Source organism: Oceanococcus sp. HetDA_MAG_MS8, from assembly GCA_019192445.1.
Taxonomy (GTDB): Bacteria; Pseudomonadota; Gammaproteobacteria; order Nevskiales; family Oceanococcaceae; genus MS8.
This window is the reverse complement of record JAHCMK010000004.1, coordinates 81,823-99,752: the sequence shown is the minus strand read 5'-3', so window position 1 is coordinate 99,752 and position 17,930 is coordinate 81,823. Positions and strand designations below refer to the sequence as shown.

Here is a 17,930-nt window from a genome sequence, read left to right as displayed (position 1 = left end):
GGACAAAGCGTAGATTTTCAGTAGTACGCGCCGATTGCACCCCTACGCATTCAGCTTTGGCTTATATTTTGCTGAACCCTGCTGCGCGACTTCGCGTCGTGCAAGAACCTTGACATCTCTAGGGAAGGAGAATCCCCCACATGACTCGTCGTCTGCAAGCGGCGGCTCTGGGCTTGCTGTGTAGCGGCCTGGTAGCCTGCCAAGGCGGAAGTAATTCTGCCGCCTCATCATCCCCTGTGACCGCTCGCGCTGATGCCGGGCAGGCCCAGGTGGTCGTGGCCGTGATCGATTCCGGCATTAACGTGTACCACGACTTTTTCCATGCCGGTTCGGATATTTATGCGAAGAGTGCTCCCTCGGCGGTGACGCCTGAGGTTCTAGACGCCTTTGATATTGGGCCGGAGCAAATTATCTCGCTGAGTCGCAGCGGTGATTTTTTCGCCGACTTTGCTCAGGATGCCCAGATTTGGAACAACATCCGGCCCTTCCAGTTTTACTGGTTTGAAGGCACCAACATTATCGCCACCACCCACCAGATTGCGGACCTTGCGGCCGGGAACATTCCCATTCTGCCGGATACCGAATCGGATACGCATGGCGTCGGTACTAGCGCCGCCGTGCTCACGGCCAACCCTGAAGCGATCGTGCTGTTTGTAGAGCCTAACGGCTTGGGCTCGGTGGATTCCCATGAATTGGCCTTTACCCATCCGGCTGTGGATATGATCTCCACCAGTTATGGGGTATCGATTCCTGGAGTGGCCTACCCCATTCCGGAAACCGCGAACTTCGAATTCTCGTACCAGGGCATGGTCGAGCTAGGCAAAATGCACTTCAGCTCTGCGGGTAATGCGCCAGGCTTTTCCCCCTTTCGTGCGGGTGCCGGCCCATGGTGGAGCATTGGGGTGTCGGGAATTGAAGAGGGCACCTCCGAGGGGCGCACCAGCTTGTCCGGAATTTTTCCGGACTTTGTGAGCGACTTCGTGCAGGATCTACCGTACTGTCAGGCCTGCCAAAATGGCACGCGTAGCGTTGGTGGTACCAGCTTTTCCACACCGCGCGCTGCGGGCGTAGCGTCCAAGATTCTGCTGGAAGCCCGCCGCGCTGCAGGGCACACCGGTGGTATTAAGCTGATTGATGGCGAGGCCTTCATGGTGGCCGCGAATGATGTATTCATCACCAACTGGCAATTGCGTCGGGCCATGGAAGAGGCGGCCTGGGTGCCACCCATTGGTGACTACGACCCTGTTGAGGGCGTGCTGGACCTGGGAGCGCTGCCGGTCAACCCCGTGGCGCCTTGGCTACAGATAGGTTGGGGCGACTTGACGGCGGATCCGGACAAAGCGGTAGTCAGCGAGGCCCTAGCTCAGTTAGGATTCGGAGAAGTAACGCGGGTGAAGGAGGCCGGCTTTTGCGAACATCAAACCGCATGGATTGAAGCGCGCAAGGCCTACTGGAACAACCTGGCTTTTGGCTCGGAGAGCTTTGGAACCAGTGCGGATCCGTTTGAGTATTGTGATGGGTTGCTGCCCTAATACGAGTTTGGTGCTGCCGGGATCGGGGGAGCCTGGCGCCTAAACTCTACGGGGGGCAAAGTGCGCGGGTCGCCTTGGGGTGGCCCGCGTTTTTTTTGGCCCAGAACCTGGAGAAAGACCAGCCGCAGATTGTTTTTGTTTTTTCCACAGATGGTCACTGATGGCCGCAGATGGGTGCTGTGTAGATCTGCGTAAAAGCGGGGATAGTGGCAGTGACTTAGCCGTAGTCAGAAGTAACGCTTTTTGTGAGGCGGGCGTTGGGCTTCCAGGTCGGCCGCAAGGCCCCACAACAATCTGAGTCAATCTGCGCAAATCTGCGGCAAAAAACTCAAGCCCGCCGAGGTCGCGAGTCTCGGAGCTTGTTGTTACTTTTCGAATGGTGGTTTCCACAGATGGTCACGGATGGCCACAGATGAGTACTGTGTAGGCTTGGACCTAAGCGTAAATTGCGGCAGTGACTTAGCGATTGTCAGAAGTCGCACTTCTGTTAAGGCGAGCGCTGGTCCTCCAGGTCGACTGCCAAGCCTCCCCATAATCTGCGCGAATCTGTGCTCATCTGTGGAAAAAACAAAACCAGCGCCGACTAGGGCGCATCGTTTTAAGCTTCCTCCAAGCTTCGGTGGCGCCGGAAATGCTGTCCATCCTCCGCGTGACTCTACGCGCATCTGTGGCCTATGTGCCCGGTACGTCATCGCGCTGTGGTCTCTCCATGGTCGCCACCTGCGGTTGCTCCCGTTTTTGCCGGCCTACGCGGTGCTCAGAAATATCGGGTGATATTTAGCTCTAGGTAATCGTCGTTCTGGATGGCGGAGAAGAGCTGGTCCTCGGCAGAGACGTTGCTGAAGACGCGCGTTTGCAGGCTCCAACTGGTTTGGCCGTTGAAGCGCCCGCTAGCCTCCAGGTTAAAAAAGCGGGTGTCGTTATCTAGGTCGACCACCACCCCACTGAGTATCGCCGTACCCAGCACGTCATTGAAGGCTAGGCGTCCGCCTAAGAAGAGGTCGTTTTGGAAGGCGGTGTTGGCGGCCTCCCCACGTTCATCCCAGAGATATTCCACCACCATGCCCAGGTCTGCGCTGGTGCTGGCGATGCCGTAGCTGGTGTATTCCAGCCCTCCCGTTGCCGCATAAAACTGCTCATCGCCCCATTGCAGACCATCTGCAGGAAACTGCGGAACGCCGCTGTCGCGATACAGGGCCTCTAGCTTGTAGAGCCAGCCGCCGGCAGTGTATTGCGCGTCAATGCTGGTTTGCTCCATCTGACCATAGGCCGGCACCAGGGCCGTGGGCATCATGGGGTTGTCTGGAATGAGCAGAGGTTGGCGGTTGGTTCCCTGAAAGTGGGCAATGCCAAAGTCTAGGCTGCCTACATAACCGGCATAACGGACCGCCCAATCCACGTGCGAATCCTCATCCGTAGATTCGTAAACGGGGTCGCTGTCGCGCACCGCTAAGGGCGGCGATAAACGGGCTTCTTGGCCGGGAAAGCGCTGTTCCCTAAAGCCCGGCAGTACAAAGCCAATAAGGTAGCCGGGGCCGGTGCGGTAAGCGGCGCGCAGCATAGGCTGGCCCAGGCGGTCTTCGCCGTCGAAATTCTCCAGCAAGTTCAGCTGGTTGATGACGTCTACGAGGGGAAAGATTTCGGTGCGCCCCCAATACACTTTGGAAATACCCGCTCTTAACTCCCAGTCCCCGAATACGCCTGTCCACTGCAGCTCGCGAATGTCCCAATGCGAACGCGATTCGGCTTCCACAGCCTGTCTGGCCCAAGGCGTAAAGGTGAAGGAGTGATTACGGTCATCCGACTCCCAGTAAAACTCAGCCAAGACCCCCAGCGAATTATCGGTGTGCTCTTGTTCCGAGCGCGGGCCGTCTTCGGGATGAATACGGGTTTGTATACTGAGTTCAGCCTCGGTGTACCACGCCCCTGCGAGCACCGCAGTTGGACAGATACACGCCATGCACGCGATGGCGGTGAGTTGCGCAGCGGCGCGGCGGGTTGTGATTGGCGCAGGACTGCGCATGGTGTCTCCTCGATAACAAACTGGTGGCTTGGGCTGCAGCAGCGCTCGCGGCGCGCCGCAGCCCAGCCAAATCTCCGTAGCACAGTGGGACAGGCCGCAGCTAACCCTGCGGCACCGCCTTCTAGCTATCGCGCGCGGGCCAAAGCGCCCTGGTCGAAGTCGCGCTCGCCTAGGCCCAGGTCGAACTCATATTCGGCGAAGCTCAGCGTGGTGGACTTGCCGGTTTGATGGTTCACCATCTCCAGGCGCAGCGGACGCCAATGCTTGTCTTTGTACTGCTCGTACTCGTGCAGCGTCAGCGTCTTCAGGTGGCTTTGCTTGCGGTCGTAAAACTCCACCTTCAGCGGGATGTAACGCTCGCTATCCATCCAGACGATTTGCCGGGTGTAACCAGAGTTGTCATCCACAGGAAACCGTTCGATAACGAAAACCGGCTGACCTTCGTAGCTCTCATCACGCAAGTACTTGTAGGTGTACTTTTCCACTTCCTGTGAAGACAAGTCTTCGTAGGCAAACTCGGAGCCCATGAAGGGGCCGGATTTGTTATTCGACGCGATTCGTTTGGTGCGCTTGAGTGCGGGCAAATACAGCCACTGATCATCGCTACCCGATTTATGCGAGAAGGTCAGCAAAGCGGTACCGCGTACGTCTTTGGGGTGATCAAAAATAATCAATCCCTTATCGCCATCATCGGCCACCTCCAAGGAGCGGCTGCGCATCTCACGTGTTGACTCTTGGCCTTGCTTGTTGCGCAGGGTCATGGTCATCACCGTAGATGAGTCGCCCCAGCCCTCATCCCGCCGGTCGGCTTCTTGCGCAATTTCCAAACCGCGTTGGGCAGGGTCTGTGCTTTGTGCCATTGCGGGCAGGCTAAGGCTGGCCGCGAGGCCAACGATTAAGGAACGCTTAAGCGCTTGCATGTTGAGTCTCCAAGAGGGTTTCAGTATCGGAAGAGTCGGCCGCGGCGTCGCGGTCGACCAATAAAATCAGCGGCGGTAGCAGCAAGAAGTCGGCGAACAACGCCGTGCCAATGGCAATGGCTGTGAGCTGGCTCATGCCGTTGTTGGGCGTAAACGCACTGGTGGCCAGAATGAGAAAGCCGCAAACCAGAATGATGGAGGTCACCACCAGGGCGGTGCCCACGGTGCGAAAGGCAAAGGGAATCGCCTGTTCCGGGCTCAGCCCTAGCTCGCGTCTGGCGCGCAGGTACTTGGCAAAAAAGTGAATGGTGTCGTCCACAATAATGCCCATGACCATCCCTAAACAGATGCTCATGGTGAAGTTGATGGTGCCGTTGTACACGCCCCAAACCCCAAAGGCCATCCCTAATGGCAGCAAGTTTGGGATCAGACTCAGCGCTCCGAACTTGAAGCTGCGCAGAGCAAACACCAGGAGTACCGAAATGGCCGCGAGGGCCAAGGGGATAGACCACATCATCGCGGTGATATTGCGCTTGGCAATGTAAGCAAACATCACCGCAGGCGACACGCCTAGAGTCGCCATATCGGGGGCATTGGCTTGGAGCCAATCCCTGGCGGCATCGGCCAGTGCGCGGGTTTCTTTGCTGGTCAGGTGTTTGGTGACCACGAAGAAACGCGAGCCATCCTTATCGATGTTGATGGTATTGGCTAAGTCCAGGCCAAAAGGCAGGCTGAACTCGTAAAGCAGCAAATACTGCGCGGCTAAATCGCGTTGCTCGGGCAGCCGATACCAGGCGGGATCGTCCCCGTGCATGTTCTTGTTCAAGCGCTTGAAAATGTCCGACACGCTGGCTACATGCAGTGTCTTGGGGTTTTGCAGCCACCACTGCTTGAATTCATCGAGTTGCTGCAAGTATTCGGGGTCAGCGACGCCGTTCGGTGCAGCGAGGTCGAACTCGAAGGTGTACAAGCCAGAGATGTTGTCGACGATGTAATCCGTGTCGGTCCGAAACTCAATGCGTGGATCAAAGTAATGCGCAAAGAGGTCATTGGTTTCATTTTTGGGAATGAGAGCCACCAGCCCTAAGCAGACGATGAGCCCGCCGACCAGTAAGGGGGTGCGATGACGCAGGCTAAACCGGCCATAGGCTTCCAAGGCGCCGGAAATACGGTCTTTGGAGGCAGCGGGCACCTTGTGCGGAAACATCATCATCAAGGCTGGCAGCGTGGTTACAGAAACCATCCAGGCCAGAATGACACCCATGGCGGTGATATTGCCTAAATCGCGCAGAGGAGGGGAGTCGGTGAAGTTGATGGTGAGAAAGCCCATCGCCGTCGTCACCGAGGTCATGAGCACCGGCATGAAGTTAATTTTCAGAGCGTCGACCATGGCAGGTTCGCGATCTAGCCCCTGACGCCGGTCGGCAAAATAGGTCACCAGGATATGCACGGAGTCAGCGATGGCCAGCGTGGTGATAATGACCGGAGCGGCCACCGAGGGTGAGGTGAGGCCAATGCCAATCCAACCGGCAAGGCCCATGGCACCGGCTGCCGACAAGATGATCACAATCACACTGGCGACCGTTCCTGCAATGGAGCGCAGGAGCAGGTACATGATCACGATCAGCGTCAGATACATCAGCGGATACAGCGTTTGGATATCTGCTTGGCTGGCCTCCGAGAAGGCGTTGCTCATCATGTTGGAGCCAGACATATAAATCTTATGCCCGGGGTATTTGGCCAACATTTCGTCGCGCAGCTCGCGCGCGGCGGCTACCGTAGTCGGCAGCTCGCTAATGTCTTGTTCGGGGAACTCAGAAGTCACGTTGACGGCGACGACATGCCCGTTTGGTGAGGTGAGTCGATTGAGCAGCAAGGGCTCATTGATGGCGATTTGGCGTAAGGCCTCCAGCTCATCGGGCGTTTTTTGCGCAGCGTCGCTGACCAGGTCGCCGACCTGCAAATCATCGCCCAGGGCTTCTGTGTGCTGATAATTTGTGATGGAGTCAACGCGGCGCGTGAAGGGCAGCATCCACGCCTTTTCGGTCATTTCTTCCGCCAGACTCAGAGTCTGTGCGTTAAAGGCCGTATCGCCTTCCGGTTCGATGACAAACAGGACCGAGTCGTTTTTGTTGTAGATGTTCTGGACCCGGTCAAAGGCCACCAGTTGCGGATTTTCTTTGCCGAAAAACACGCGGTAATCGGTGGAGAAGGTGAGGTATTGAGCCCCATAGCCCATGCCGGCAATGGCCAGCAGGCTGGCGATAAGCACCAGCCATCGATTTCGAATCACCCAGCGCGCGTAGCGCTCCAAAAATGCATTAAAGACCGCACCCATAATCAATCTCCCGACGGTGTAGCGGGGTTTGCCCGCAAGCTATTGAGGTAATGCTCTAAGCCACGCATTCCGCCATCGTAGATGCGTGCGCATTGAGCACCCTTGGCCATCCCGATGCAGCCTTCAATGGCGGAAATAATGAAATCGGCTGTTTCTTCGGGGGCGACGTCGCTACGCACATCGCCCCGCTGTTGTCCCTGGCGAATGGCCGCTGAAATCCCCTGCCGCCAATCTTCCAAAATGGAGTGCAGGCGGGTGCGAAAGCCATCGTCAACCGCGCTCATTTCTTGAATCAAATTGTTGAAAGGGCAGCCCAAGGTGAGCGCCATATCACTGCGTTCGTGAACCCGCGCATGCAGCACTGAGATGGCGCCGTCAATGATGTTGTCTGCGGCTAGTACTGGCTGCCAGTTCGACTCAATAAAAGGACGAATCACCTCATCAATAACGGCATAACCCAGGGCCGCTTTATTTGAGAAATGGTGATACAGAGCCCCTTTAGTCACGCTAGCCGTGCGCAAAATGGCCTCTAGGCTCGCGGCCCTGAACCCGTTGCGATGAATTTCTTCGAATGCGGCTTGAACGAGCCGGCTGCGGGTGAGATCCGCGGCCTCTTTGCGTGACATATTCATGTCGAGCAGCAGGTCCCCAAGTGGTCTACATACCAACTAGTATGTATGTGAATTGCTGGGAGTCAAGTTCTTGCCGAGCTGAGTTCTTGAATCTGGGGGCTAGGGCATACTGCCCGCCCATGTTGAGTCAGGCCGCTTGTCGTGATGTTGCCGCTGCTATGTGTTGTTGCCGTGTTTGCCGCTGTGCTCTCTGCTGTGGCGGGCGTCGGTGGCGGCACGATCCTTATTGCTGCGCTTTATGCGGCAGGTTTGTCCCCGTTGGTGGCGCTGGCATTACATGCCATCGTTCAGGCAGTGTCCAATGGCACACGGGCCTGGGCCTATAGACACGATGTGGACTGGCGTAACGGCGGGCTGTGCGCCGCTTGTGCAGCGCCTTGGCCGTTTTTGGTGGCTCCTTGGCTGGTGAACCTGGATGCCAACCTGTTGCGCTTGGCCTTAGGCGGTTTTGTGCTGGCCAACCTACTGCCTAAGCCGGGGCGGGTGCATGGCTTGAGTTTGCCTTGGCGAATGGTGATAGGAGGCTGTCTTAAGGGAATCATTGGCCCTGTAGTGGGGGCCAGCGGCTTGGTGCTGGCGCCGTTTTTCTTTGCACCCCAGTGGCGCAAAGAAGAAGTTGTAGGAACACTGGCGCTGGTCCAGGTGATCGGTCACTTGGTTAAGCTCGCCGCCTACAGCACAGCCGGGATTGCGGTTTTGGGCCATTGGGATTGGGCCTTGGCGCTATCGCTGGCGGTGGTCATGGGTACTTTCGCCGGTCGCCGCCTCATGAGCCAGCTGTCTCAAGCCCGTTTTGAACGGGTATTTCGCCTGGTGTTAGCTCTGCTGGGTGTGCAGTTGCTGCTGCGCGGTGTTTGGGGTTTGCTGAGCCTGAATTAGCGCAGCCTCGAATGCCAGTATGAGGTGGGTAATCAACTCGGCCACGTAAATCGATAAGGCAAAACCACTGGCCAGCAATACCCAGAACAAGAGGGCGAACTCACCGCTGGGATCTTGGGGCAACAACCGCCCGGCCCACAGCATGAGTCCAGTGCCGGCCAATAACATCATCACCAATACCCCCACCATTCGGCGGATGGACTTCCCGAGCATGAGCTGGGCCGGTGCCGTACGGTCTAAGCCCACATCTTCTAGGCCGCTGCTGAGGATATAGACCTCGCGCAACACCCAAGCAAGGTTCGCGACCAGAATGGCGAGTACAAACTCTCCAGCTAAAGCGAGTGCATCGCCGCGATCCTCGCGGGAGACGAAGACCACAATGCTGATGCCGCAGGCCATCGCGGAATACAAAATGCGCCGGGCCCAGCGAACACGACGTTCGCCGTGCAGCCAAGAATCAGGGATGGCCATGCTGAGCCTCCGTGGTGCATACCGCGACTGGCGGCAAGGGCATAATTCGGTTCATGAGTACTTACTTCGCAAATCCTGCAGAACTGGAGGCGCTGCTGCGACCGCAGCTTCCAGGTTTGGCCGATTCCGGCATTTCCATATTGCACGCCGGCGATGGTGAGGCGCGTGTTCGCCAAGCCGCCAGCGATCAACAGCTGCGCCCAGGCGGCACCTTATCTGGCCCCACCATGATGGCGTTGGCGGACACGGCTATGTACGCCGCCATCCTAGGCACCGTAGGTCCGGAGCTGCTGGCCGTCACCACGGATATGAACATGCATTTTCTGCGCCGGCCTGCCATGCAGGACTTAGAGGCGCATGCGCGCATTATCAAACTTGGGCAAAGACTCATTGTCTGCACCGTGGAGATTTCCAGCGGTGAGGACCTCGTAGCGCATGCCACAGGGTCTTATGTGCGACCTCCTGCTGGCAAGCAATGAGGGCTTGGTTACTAGATGCGGGGAATACGCGTCTGAAGGCCAGTCATTGGTCCGGCCAGGGTGACATTGGTGACGTAGAAGTGGTGGACTATGCACAGCTCTCAGCTTGGGCTGAGCGACTCGCCCCAGGTGAGCGCGTTGTTATCAGCAGTGTTGCCTCCCCAGACCGAGAGCGGCAGCTGCGCCGGGTTCTCCCTCCCCACACCCAGTGGGTACGCACTCCCAAAGAAGGCTTAGGCATTCGCTGCGCGTATTCCGATCATCGCAAATGGGGCGTTGATCGCTGGCTGGCGTTGGCAGCGGCTTATGCTCAGCAGGGTGATGCTTGCGGGGTGATCAGTATTGGCACGGCAATGACTTTTGATCTCTGCGACGCAGGCGGGCAGCACCTGGGTGGGTGGATTGCACCCGGCCCGCAAGCCTTATTGGAGGCCTTAGGCCCGCGCACGGCCTTGCCGCCACCTGCAGATTTGGAACAAGGAATCCGAGATCTGGCGACTGATACCGAGCCCGCTCTACTGTCCGGCGCGATGCAATGTGCCCTTGGCGCAATCCAGCGGGCGCAGGCTCAAGCCCAGCCGCACCCGATTTGGCTTACTGGCGGAGGGTCAACATTTTTAGCGCAACTCATGGAGCCTTCCAGCGGGCTGAATGCCGCTCCAAATCTAGTGTTGCTTGGGCTCAGTGCGTGGGTCCGTCACCAAAATGACGAATACGGCGGTATAGACCCCAGGCCGGCAACCCCGTAATCTAGTCTGGAGCGTGCCTAGTGGCGGCTCGATCCGATGGGGATGGGATGATGTCTGAGGCATCGACCGTATTCGTGTGCAGTTTGGATGGACTGCCTGCGCACACTCCCAGCGGTGTAAGGAAATCATGAGGTGTGTTTACAAACGCGCCCGCTTAGGGGTTTGAGTTGGCTTGGAAGGTACTCGTCGCAGACGACAGCGAAGACACCTGGGGTGTGGTCAGGGCTTGTCTGCGTAAATTTGCCTATCGCGGACTGGCGGCAGATGTGCTTTGGGCGGCTACTGCTAGCGAGGCTGAGGCAATACTGCATCGGGACTCAGATATCGCACTGGCATTCGTGGACGTTGTGATGGAGTCTCCGACTGCGGGCTTGGACCTCATTGAGCGTATTCGGCAGGAGGGGCGCATATGGCGAACGCGCGTGGTTTTGCTGACGGGGAATCCCGATGTTGCTCCGCGATCCGAAGCGACACAGCAGTTCGACCTAGATGGCTACATTGATAAAGCCCAAATGACTCCTGAGCGCTTATACGCGACCACCTATTCTGCAGTGCGCGCATATGATCTGATTTCGCGTTTAGACCGCGCTCGAAAATCGATAGTCGATGCAGTGACAATGCTGCAGTCAAAAGATCAACGCGACGTGGTCGCACGTTCTTTGACCGAAGCGCTGCATAGCATCACTCAGGAAGAAACAATTGCGGATTCGCAATGGGAGTGGGGCTCAGTCGCAGAGCGACCTAAGAGCTAAGCTCACCCTAGTAGGCGTGGTTAGTTTGCTGCAGCAGGCCAGTAAATAGTGAACCGAGCACCATGCCCCGCCTGTGGTGAGCCCAGTTCAATTCTTCCTCCAATATGCTGCACCATGCGGCGACAAATCGCTAAACCCATCCCCGTGCTCGGCTGAGTTGCCGAAGAGTAGAACGGTGCAAACACTTGGTCCCGCAACTCTGCGGCGATGCCAGGGCCATCATCATCTATCCTAAGGATGATCTCATTGTGCTCCAGTGTCACACCAACCGTAATTTGTCCTTGGGGGCGATGATGGTGTTTTGCCGCATTCTCCATAATGTTGGTCAATACTGAGCGCAATATCGCCTCCTCGGTTCTTAGGATGGGGGCAGAGTCCGGGAGCGTGATGCTCATATGAGGATGCCGGCTAAGAACCTCAGTCTTGATGTCCTGTAGCAGCACCTTAAGGTCTACTTCTGCTGGATGAGAGATATCCAAACCTAAACGGTAGAACTCGGTCAGCCCGCCGAGAATTTTCTTCGCTGCCGCCGCGGAGCTCTGCAGTAACTTCAGTGAATCCAAACACCCAGCCACATCCTGGTCCTGGCCCAGTTGTTCCTCGGCAATGTCGGCCAGCATCGAAATATTGACGATCGGTGATTTGAGATCGTGAATAACCGCGAACAATATATCGCGATGAGCAAACTGCTCACGTATGAATCTGTCGCGCTGTTGAACAAGGTTCGTTTTGACTTCTTCGTGCAAAGAATGGAAGCCCTGCTCACGGGGCTCATAGGGAAGTAGGTAACACACCAATAACGCGGGTGCTCGAGCGTTGCCCGGTTCGACCATTCTGAGATGCAGACTGCACTTGTGGAGTCGGCCGGTTTTGTCGGTGAGTTGGAGTTTTGTGCGAACGCCCTCCGTCATACCGCTTGCCTGCCTGAGTAAGCGCTGGATAACAGTCGCCGCATCCTCCATGGTCGTGGCCTTAGCAATCAGCCCTTGGAGCTTAGCTTGGCCAGCAGCCCCCAAATCGAAAAACTGTTTGGCGGCCATGTTGCCAGAGTGGATTTGGCCATCACCGCTCACATACAACCCTGCCCATGGTGATGCCTCCAGCAGCCGTTGCTGAAGCTTAGCTGCGGACATACCCAACGTTAGCCAACGGCAAAGTACTCCCGGCCGACGCCCGGCGCAGCATCTGCATGGGGTTGGAGGTGCACCTTGACACGGCAGTGGTTATCCCCGCGTGCGATCGTTCGCGCCAACTCTACTCGAGCGTAGCCAAGATTCTCTGCGGCTATTCGGCCGAATACATTGGAGGTCATCATGCACAGCGAAGGCCGTCCAAGAACGCTCATGCCGAAAGGGCAGCGACTGTTATGAAACTCGATGGCTCTTGGAGTTGATGCTGTATTTGTAAATTCACCGCCAATACGACGCTTAAGATCAACCAACACCGCAGCAACCTGTGTTTGGTCTAGATAGGCAGCTCCTAAGGAGTGGCGATAGCGGCTATTGATATCGTCTCCCATCGCGGCGCCTACGACGGAGACAAAGCCTTTGGCTTCTTCTTCACCAATGGTGTCTTGCAAAGCACCCGTGATATTCCGAATGACGGTGCGGAAAAAGGCATCGCGCTCGATGGGCGGCGGGCTGAGGTCTGTTAACTCAACTACAGTTCCATCTGTCATTCCGACGCTCCATTGGCTGCCACAGAACCAGAGTACTCGATGAGGAGCATCGTTTGATCATCTTCTGGGGTCGAGGGCCCAACCATGGCTGTGAGCATTGACCATAAGGTGTCCACATCTTCCTGAAGAGAGTCCGTGCCTGCGGCGCGAAAAACGGCCTCGCGCACCGGGTTGGGGAGCACCAATGTGCTCGAGCCCGTGTGGCGTCGCTCTAGCAATCCATCAGTGAGCAAAAGAAGTCGGTCACCAGGTTGCATCTGTGCTGGCGTGCAGCTGAGCTCTGGCACATCCCTAAAGGCTCCTAGAGGTGGGCCGTGTTCAGCGGGTAAGGTATCGACAGTTCCATCGCCGTGCATCCACAGAAGCGGGATATGCCCAGCACTAGCCACACACAGAAAACCGTCCTTTCTAAGGTTGAGCAGCAGCCCCGTACACAGCGGCATATGCGCACTGTCTTCGTATAACAGGGTGTTGAGATCCTTAAGCCCCTCTGCGCAATTGCCCAGGTTTTGGCTGTGCAGAGCAGCCATCAGGGCTACGGCGACAAAGCCGGCATCAGCCCCATGCCCTTCAACATCACCGATGAAGGCATTTAAAGAGCCGTTTCCGGCGCCCTCCCAAATCATGACAAGGTCGCCGCTGACTGCGGCATGCGGCCGCATGCGTACAGCCCACGCAGCATGATCCAGACGCGGCTGCCGCTGCATAAGACGCTGTTGAAGAACCCCTAATGCTCGCGCTCTGTTGGGGCGCACGTTCGCCTCGATAGATTTTTTCACCTAAAGCTCACCCCCAGAGCAAGTGGTCGATGCCAGCTATCCACGCCGACAAAGCTGAGAACAGTGCACCCGTGCTGTGGCCACCCATGTCGTGCTTACGCTGCGATGGTACACCGGACACAGCCCTAAAACGCGCATGCGCCTAGTGACGACACGGCTAGCAAACGGCTTTAACCGCCTTATATATCGGATTGTGTCGCGCAGTGGGGGATGCCTTATGAGTCGGGTATTCGGCCTGTTATCGATAGTTTTGCCGGAGAAATTGGTACAATGCGAGCCGAGTGCCGGCTTAGCACAGCTGGTAGTGCACCTGATTTGTAATCAGGGGGTCGGGGGTTCGAATCCCTCAGCCGGCACCATTTTCCCGATTGGCCATCCGCGCGCATGCGTCATGGACTCCAGAGTATTGCGTGTTGCCATCCGCGGATTACAGCGGGGCTGCGCGTTCATCGTCTTCCGCGCTCATTGCTCTCTTTGGCTTTGGTCGGAACGCAGGGATAGCTAGGACTGCCATTTGTGTGGCATCACAGATGCTGCGACTTCTTGGGGCTTAGGCCTTGCGAAACCTTGTTTCTCTTTGGGTGCCATGAGTCACTTTCTCCTACGCAGCGTATCGATGGTCGTTTTGCTGGCGGCTTCACGCCTGTCATGGGCGCAAGACCTTCCACCGCTGCGCACGGATGCCTTCGAGAGCTGCTTGCGTGAAGCTCTGCTATCCGCGCCAGGTGAGACCGCTGTCGCAAATTTGCGCGCGATCTGTGCCGAGGCTAAGAGCGCGCCGGAGGGCGTAGAGTCACAAGGGCCTTCGCCTTTGGAGCGGCGGGTGCAGGTGGAACGGGCTACGCAGTGGATGCCTTTCGTGCTCACGCCCTACAGGCCAAATTATGTGATGCCGTTTACGTATCACGACAGCCCCAATCAGGCGAGCACCGGGGGAGATGCCTTCACCGACCGGGCCGAGATTAAATTCCAGTTGAGCGTGCGGTTTCCCGTATGGCAGCAGGTATTGGGTTCACGCGCCAGTCTCAATGTGGCCTATACGGCGCAGTCTTTCTGGCAGGCCTACGACGCGGCGCGGTCGCGACCCTTTCGCGAAACAAATCATGAGCCCGAACTTTTTCTGAGTATTCCGGTGGACTGGAATGTGTTGGGCTCAAGACTGAGTGCGATGACATTGGGCCTGGTGCATCAGTCCAATGGTCGGGATTTACCAGACTCGCGCAGCTGGAATCGCGTGGCCGCCAGCTTCATTTGGGAAGTGCAGGGGCGAACCCTCATCGTTCGGCCCTGGGTTCGGATTCCTGACCCGGAGAAAACCAGCCCAGATGACCCGCGCGGGGACGAAAACCCCAACATTGAACGGTTCGTGGGTCAGTTTGAGGTGATTTTTGCGCGCAAGCTGGGCTCAAAGACCTACTCGGCGGTGTGGAGGAATAATGCGCGTAGCGACAATCGGGGCAGTTTAGAGCTGAACTGGAGTTTTCCTCTATCAGGCCGCGCTCGCGGTTATGTGCAGTACTTCGCGGGCTATGGGGAAAGCCTCATCGATTACGACCAGCACCACAACCGGTTGGGTTTTGGGGTGGCAATTACCGATTGGCTTTGAGCCGAAAACGCTCAGCGGGGCTAATGAATGCGGTCCGCGCAGTTTGTGATTGAGCACTGGCTGCAGTCTTGATACTCGGGGATGAGCAAGCTCACGGTAGTGCCTTCGCCGGGGACTGAGTGCAAGCTCACCGAGCCGCCCAAGGACTCGCAGACGCGACGAACGACACTAAGCCCCAGGCCGCGTTGAGTAGGGCTGCGCTGGTGGCCGCTGTAGAAGAGCTCTGTAGCGTGGGTGAGCTGCTCTAAGTCCATGCCGATGCCATTGTCCTGGCAACGTAGCTCGCAAAACCCATCGACGACTCGGCCGCTGATGGTTGCCATGGGAGCGCGCTGGGGGTGACTGTGCTCCAGTACGTTGCGCAGCAGATGCGTCCACACTAGGCACATGTCTTCCAGCCCGAAGCAGCTGCGGGGCAGGTTGGAGGCGTGAATGCGAGCATCGCTCTTGCGAATGGGTTCACGCAACACAGAGACAGCCTGTTGCACCGAGTCATCCAAAGACAAGTGTCCATCAAGATGACCCAGCCCTACGCGGTGCAATTCTTCGACCGCGTGAAGGATCTGGTCGATGTCGCCCGCCTCTCGTTTTGCCGATGTCCATTGTTCCTGCAACGCTGGGTAGGCTTGCAGCGGTTGCTGTACATCAGGGTCGGTGGTGTTCAAACACTGCATAAGCTGCGTCAAGGGGCGCTGTATTGCTTTGCGAGACTGGCTGCACTGCGCCTCAGCGGTGTGATTTTGGTAAAGGCGTAGCCGGTTAATGCGGTTTGCATCCCTTGGGCTGGCGCATAGGTCGCTAATGTCCTGAATAAGGCCGCAGAACAAGGGCGTAGAACCGACAAACCAGCGTGCGAGTGCGACTTGTACCGGGAACTCTTCGCCATTGCGACGACGACCGTTCAGGCTGAAGGTTGTGCCCGCCATCTTGGGAACACCCGTGCGGTTGTGGTTTTCCAAGCCGCGGGCAAAGGCGCAGTGATGTTCGGTAGGCATGATGAGCTTGAGGCTCTGACCTAAGGCTTCGGCGCAGGTATAGCCAAAGGCGCGTTCAGAGCCCCCGTTCCAGTAAACAATACGTCCATGGGTGTCGGTGACAATGACCGAATCCTGGAGTACGTCGAACAGCCCTTTGGCGCTGGGGTCCAAGGTGATGGCCGGGTCGTCCATGCCTGAAACACACACAAAGAGCGAGCCGCTGCAGGTTTCGTTCCTTGGGTGGCCAGGCCTAAGCCATGCCTAGTTGGTTCCCCATGACAAGGGCTCCAGCCGGTCGCTATTGTTCACCGGCAGCAACAACTGCGTGTCGCTGAGCTCCAGACTAATGTTCGCGCCAAGGCCCAGCGGTAGTGCGCTGGGCCCTGTTGTCAGGAAGTTCCCACTAACCGAACCGGTAGAAATGTCTGCGCTGGGGATGTCGCCAGCAATCATAAAGACCAGCTGCCAGCCAGCCTCAATGATGTTGTCCTGAGGATAGAAGTTGAGCCGCAGATCCAGAACTTCCCCGCTAATGTCGGACGCCGCCGCGCTGGGGTCGACGATATGGTTAAGGCTTTGCAGGGCAAAGTTCAGGTAGCGGCGTTCACCAGCGGGGTTTTGCGCAAACAATGTTGCGGTGAAGTTGCCACGACTTGCATCGCTGCTGAGCCGGGTGACGATCTGCGGCACGCCCGTCAAGCGCATGGGCTGGCTTAGCGGCGCGCTCACAAACTCGATAGCAGTCCCGGCAATGATGGGTAGGGCATCATTGAGCGGCCCAAGGTTGCCATCGATATCGCGCAGTTCTTCTGGGCGAGCTCCAATGCGGTCTGTATAACTGACCACGCCGCTACTCGGCTGTTGGTTCAGCTGACCATCTGCATGCAGGTGCCAGCTTTGCAGTGTGCTTGTAAGCGGTGGCCAGTCGTCTTGGTAGCGCCAGCGCCCATCATCAGCCTGCGTTTGCACAGCAGGAGCGTCAAGAATGCCGGTATCGCGCCCTTTGAGGAACTGATCCAACCAAGCGAGCAGAGCTTGCTCGAAAAAATCTCCGCGACATGGTTCCAGCGGCAAACAGTCCCCAGTCCGCGGTTGGGGATAGGTGTGCACCCATTGGCCCATCCATACATGCCAGGGTGCGCCGGTCGCCTTGACCGCTGCAATGAAGCCATCGGTCATTTGCGGGTCGACGTTGGCATCTTGGTAGCCTTGGATGTAGAACATCGCCGGGCGCGGATGCTCTGCATCTTGCTGAAGCAGGGCAATCGCGTCACGTTCGTCCCAGTAATCGGAACGATTTCCTGTAATACCCGCGGTGAGGCTCTCTTGTTGATAGGCCAATTGCTCCGAGCAAAGTTCGCCAGTGAGTTGCACCGCGAAATCTGTTGGGCTACTCGGGCCCACACCACCAGACAAACCCACCGGGCCTAAGCCCACAATGGCGTAGTAGTAAGTGGTGAAGAAGGGCGTGTTTTCGCGAATGATGCCGTTGACGAAGCTATACCGGTAGTAGTCGCTAATGGCTTCGATAGGAATGACTGCTTTGAGTTCTGCGGGCGGATCGACAAAGAGCTCGATGGCAGTGGTGCCATCGTAGCTCACGCCCATGGCGGCTACCGCCGCGTTTGACCAACTTTGCTGGCCTAAAAATGCCACCGCGTCTTTGAGCTGCTGTCGCTCAATCGGGCCTCCGTTGTGGAAGCATCCCCCAGAGTTGCCGGTGCCACCCACCGATAAAAACCCTACGGCATAGCCATACGGAATGAGGTATTCCGCCAAAGTGCGAGAGGGGTCGCCGAGAGCATTGCCGGGAAAGTCGGGGCTACCGCCACCGTAGTAGGGGGTGATGAACAACACCAGCGGCTGAGGGTCGCTGCCCGGTGGGCGTCGAATCCAGGCGTCTAGTTCCGCCCCGCTGCTCGTGGGAATACGAAATTGCTCTAGCGTCGCTGTATCTATGGAATAGCCATCAACCGGAGAGGACAAGTTGCGCAGGTAGTCCACCAGAGGCTTTTCAGGCGTGGCTTGGGAGCGCCCATCAGCGGTTGAAACCACCGGAGAACGTCCGCCTCCACAGGCGCTCAATAACATCAGCAGCAACACCGCGGCTGCACA

At 57.3% G+C, this 17,930-nt stretch carries 16 protein-coding genes and 1 tRNA gene; 7 read left to right on the top strand and 10 right to left on the bottom strand.

The annotated features are described in order from the left end of the window. The first annotated feature begins 140 nt into the window (after positions 1-140). Positions 141-1,532: a hypothetical protein gene (locus KI787_08855; GenBank protein MBV6630059.1), complete on the top strand. Its 1,392-nt coding sequence runs from the start codon at positions 141-143 to the stop codon at positions 1,530-1,532. 757 nt (positions 1,533-2,289) lie between these two features. Here the strand turns inward: KI787_08855 and KI787_08850 are convergent. From KI787_08850 to KI787_08835, 4 genes are all read right to left on the bottom strand, one after another. Then, a complete protein-coding gene (locus KI787_08850) occupies positions 2,290-3,555 on the bottom strand; it encodes a hypothetical protein (GenBank protein ID MBV6630058.1) in 1,266 nt (421 codons plus the stop codon). 125 nt (positions 3,556-3,680) lie between these two features. Next, positions 3,681-4,475, bottom strand: a complete 795-nt coding sequence (locus KI787_08845) for an outer membrane lipoprotein-sorting protein (GenBank protein ID MBV6630057.1) — start codon at positions 4,473-4,475, stop codon at positions 3,681-3,683. After that, positions 4,462-6,813 carry an MMPL family transporter gene (locus KI787_08840; GenBank protein MBV6630056.1) on the bottom strand — a complete coding sequence of 784 codons (2,352 nt, stop codon included), beginning with the start codon at positions 6,811-6,813 and terminating at the stop codon, positions 4,462-4,464. Before KI787_08840 ends, KI787_08845 begins: the two co-directional genes overlap by 14 nt. Positions 6,814-6,815: 2 nt before the next feature. Continuing rightward, a complete protein-coding gene (locus tag KI787_08835; protein ID MBV6630055.1) occupies positions 6,816-7,445 on the bottom strand; it encodes a TetR family transcriptional regulator in 630 nt (209 codons plus the stop codon). A gap of 144 nt (positions 7,446-7,589) precedes the next feature. Here KI787_08835 and KI787_08830 point away from each other — a divergent pair, with 144 nt between their 5' ends. Next, on the top strand, positions 7,590-8,324 hold the full coding sequence (locus KI787_08830) for a sulfite exporter TauE/SafE family protein (protein ID MBV6630054.1): 735 nt from the start codon (positions 7,590-7,592) through the stop codon (positions 8,322-8,324). Here KI787_08830 and KI787_08825 read toward each other — a convergent pair. Next, entirely contained in the window at positions 8,262-8,795 is a 534-nt protein-coding gene (locus KI787_08825) for a hypothetical protein (GenBank protein MBV6630053.1), read from the bottom strand. The two genes, KI787_08830 and KI787_08825, sit on opposite strands and share 63 nt — an antisense overlap. A gap of 53 nt (positions 8,796-8,848) precedes the next feature. Between KI787_08825 and KI787_08820 the strand changes: the two genes are divergently transcribed. From KI787_08820 to KI787_08810, 3 genes are all read left to right on the top strand, one after another. Further along, positions 8,849-9,274 carry a PaaI family thioesterase gene (locus KI787_08820; GenBank protein ID MBV6630052.1) on the top strand — a complete coding sequence of 142 codons (426 nt, stop codon included), beginning with the start codon at positions 8,849-8,851 and terminating at the stop codon, positions 9,272-9,274. Further along, entirely contained in the window at positions 9,271-10,023 is a 753-nt protein-coding gene (locus KI787_08815) for a type III pantothenate kinase (GenBank protein ID MBV6630051.1), read from the top strand. Before KI787_08820 ends, KI787_08815 begins: the two co-directional genes overlap by 4 nt. A gap of 167 nt (positions 10,024-10,190) precedes the next feature. Further along, positions 10,191-10,775 carry a response regulator gene (locus tag KI787_08810; GenBank protein MBV6630050.1) on the top strand — a complete coding sequence of 195 codons (585 nt, stop codon included), beginning with the start codon at positions 10,191-10,193 and terminating at the stop codon, positions 10,773-10,775. Positions 10,776-10,795: 20 nt separating this feature from the next. On the opposite strand, the gene KI787_08805 is transcribed toward KI787_08810, so the two are convergent. From KI787_08805 to KI787_08795, 3 genes are read right to left on the bottom strand one after another with little or no spacing between them, the layout of a single operon-like run. Further along, positions 10,796-11,908: a HAMP domain-containing histidine kinase gene (locus KI787_08805; GenBank protein MBV6630049.1), complete on the bottom strand. Its 1,113-nt coding sequence runs from the start codon at positions 11,906-11,908 to the stop codon at positions 10,796-10,798. A gap of 8 nt (positions 11,909-11,916) precedes the next feature. Beyond that, complete coding sequence (locus KI787_08800; GenBank protein ID MBV6630048.1) at positions 11,917-12,453, bottom strand: transcriptional regulator; 537 nt, start codon at positions 12,451-12,453, stop codon at positions 11,917-11,919. Next, positions 12,450-13,079, bottom strand: coding sequence for a serine/threonine-protein phosphatase (locus KI787_08795; protein ID MBV6630047.1), 630 nt, complete (start codon positions 13,077-13,079; stop codon positions 12,450-12,452). Before KI787_08795 ends, KI787_08800 begins: the two co-directional genes overlap by 4 nt. Positions 13,080-13,515: 436 nt before the next feature. Between KI787_08795 and KI787_08790 the strand changes: the two genes are divergently transcribed. Together KI787_08790 and KI787_08785 are read left to right on the top strand one after the other, a co-directional pair. Beyond that, positions 13,516-13,591 (top strand) — tRNA-Thr (locus KI787_08790). Between the two features lie 227 nt (positions 13,592-13,818). Next, entirely contained in the window at positions 13,819-14,838 is a 1,020-nt protein-coding gene (locus KI787_08785; GenBank protein MBV6630046.1) for a phospholipase A, read from the top strand. 20 nt (positions 14,839-14,858) lie between these two features. On the opposite strand, the gene KI787_08780 is transcribed toward KI787_08785, so the two are convergent. Both KI787_08780 and KI787_08775 read right to left on the bottom strand, forming a co-directional pair. Next, positions 14,859-16,007, bottom strand: coding sequence for a PAS domain S-box protein (locus KI787_08780; GenBank protein MBV6630045.1), 1,149 nt, complete (start codon positions 16,005-16,007; stop codon positions 14,859-14,861). 69 nt (positions 16,008-16,076) lie between these two features. Beyond that, on the bottom strand, positions 16,077-17,870 hold the full coding sequence (locus KI787_08775; GenBank protein ID MBV6630044.1) for a CocE/NonD family hydrolase: 1,794 nt from the start codon (positions 17,868-17,870) through the stop codon (positions 16,077-16,079). Between the last annotated feature and the right edge of the window lie 60 nt (positions 17,871-17,930).

Coding starts and splice junctions, on each gene's coding strand:
- KI787_08855 (MBV6630059.1), top strand. CDS start 141: ATGACTCGTCGTCTGCAAGCGGCGGCTCTGGGCTTGCTGTGTAGCGGC.
- KI787_08850 (MBV6630058.1), bottom strand. CDS start 3,555: ATGCGCAGTCCTGCGCCAATCACAACCCGCCGCGCCGCTGCGCAACTC.
- KI787_08845 (MBV6630057.1), bottom strand. CDS start 4,475: ATGCAAGCGCTTAAGCGTTCCTTAATCGTTGGCCTCGCGGCCAGCCTT.
- KI787_08840 (MBV6630056.1), bottom strand. CDS start 6,813: ATGGGTGCGGTCTTTAATGCATTTTTGGAGCGCTACGCGCGCTGGGTG.
- KI787_08835 (MBV6630055.1), bottom strand. CDS start 7,445: ATGAATATGTCACGCAAAGAGGCCGCGGATCTCACCCGCAGCCGGCTC.
- KI787_08830 (MBV6630054.1), top strand. CDS start 7,590: ATGTTGCCGCTGCTATGTGTTGTTGCCGTGTTTGCCGCTGTGCTCTCT.
- KI787_08825 (MBV6630053.1), bottom strand. CDS start 8,795: ATGGCCATCCCTGATTCTTGGCTGCACGGCGAACGTCGTGTTCGCTGG.
- KI787_08820 (MBV6630052.1), top strand. CDS start 8,849: ATGAGTACTTACTTCGCAAATCCTGCAGAACTGGAGGCGCTGCTGCGA.
- KI787_08815 (MBV6630051.1), top strand. CDS start 9,271: ATGAGGGCTTGGTTACTAGATGCGGGGAATACGCGTCTGAAGGCCAGT.
- KI787_08805 (MBV6630049.1), bottom strand. CDS start 11,908: ATGTCCGCAGCTAAGCTTCAGCAACGGCTGCTGGAGGCATCACCATGG.
- KI787_08800 (MBV6630048.1), bottom strand. CDS start 12,453: ATGACAGATGGAACTGTAGTTGAGTTAACAGACCTCAGCCCGCCGCCC.
- KI787_08795 (MBV6630047.1), bottom strand. CDS start 13,079: ATGATTTGGGAGGGCGCCGGAAACGGCTCTTTAAATGCCTTCATCGGT.
- KI787_08785 (MBV6630046.1), top strand. CDS start 13,819: ATGAGTCACTTTCTCCTACGCAGCGTATCGATGGTCGTTTTGCTGGCG.
- KI787_08780 (MBV6630045.1), bottom strand. CDS start 16,007: ATGGACGACCCGGCCATCACCTTGGACCCCAGCGCCAAAGGGCTGTTC.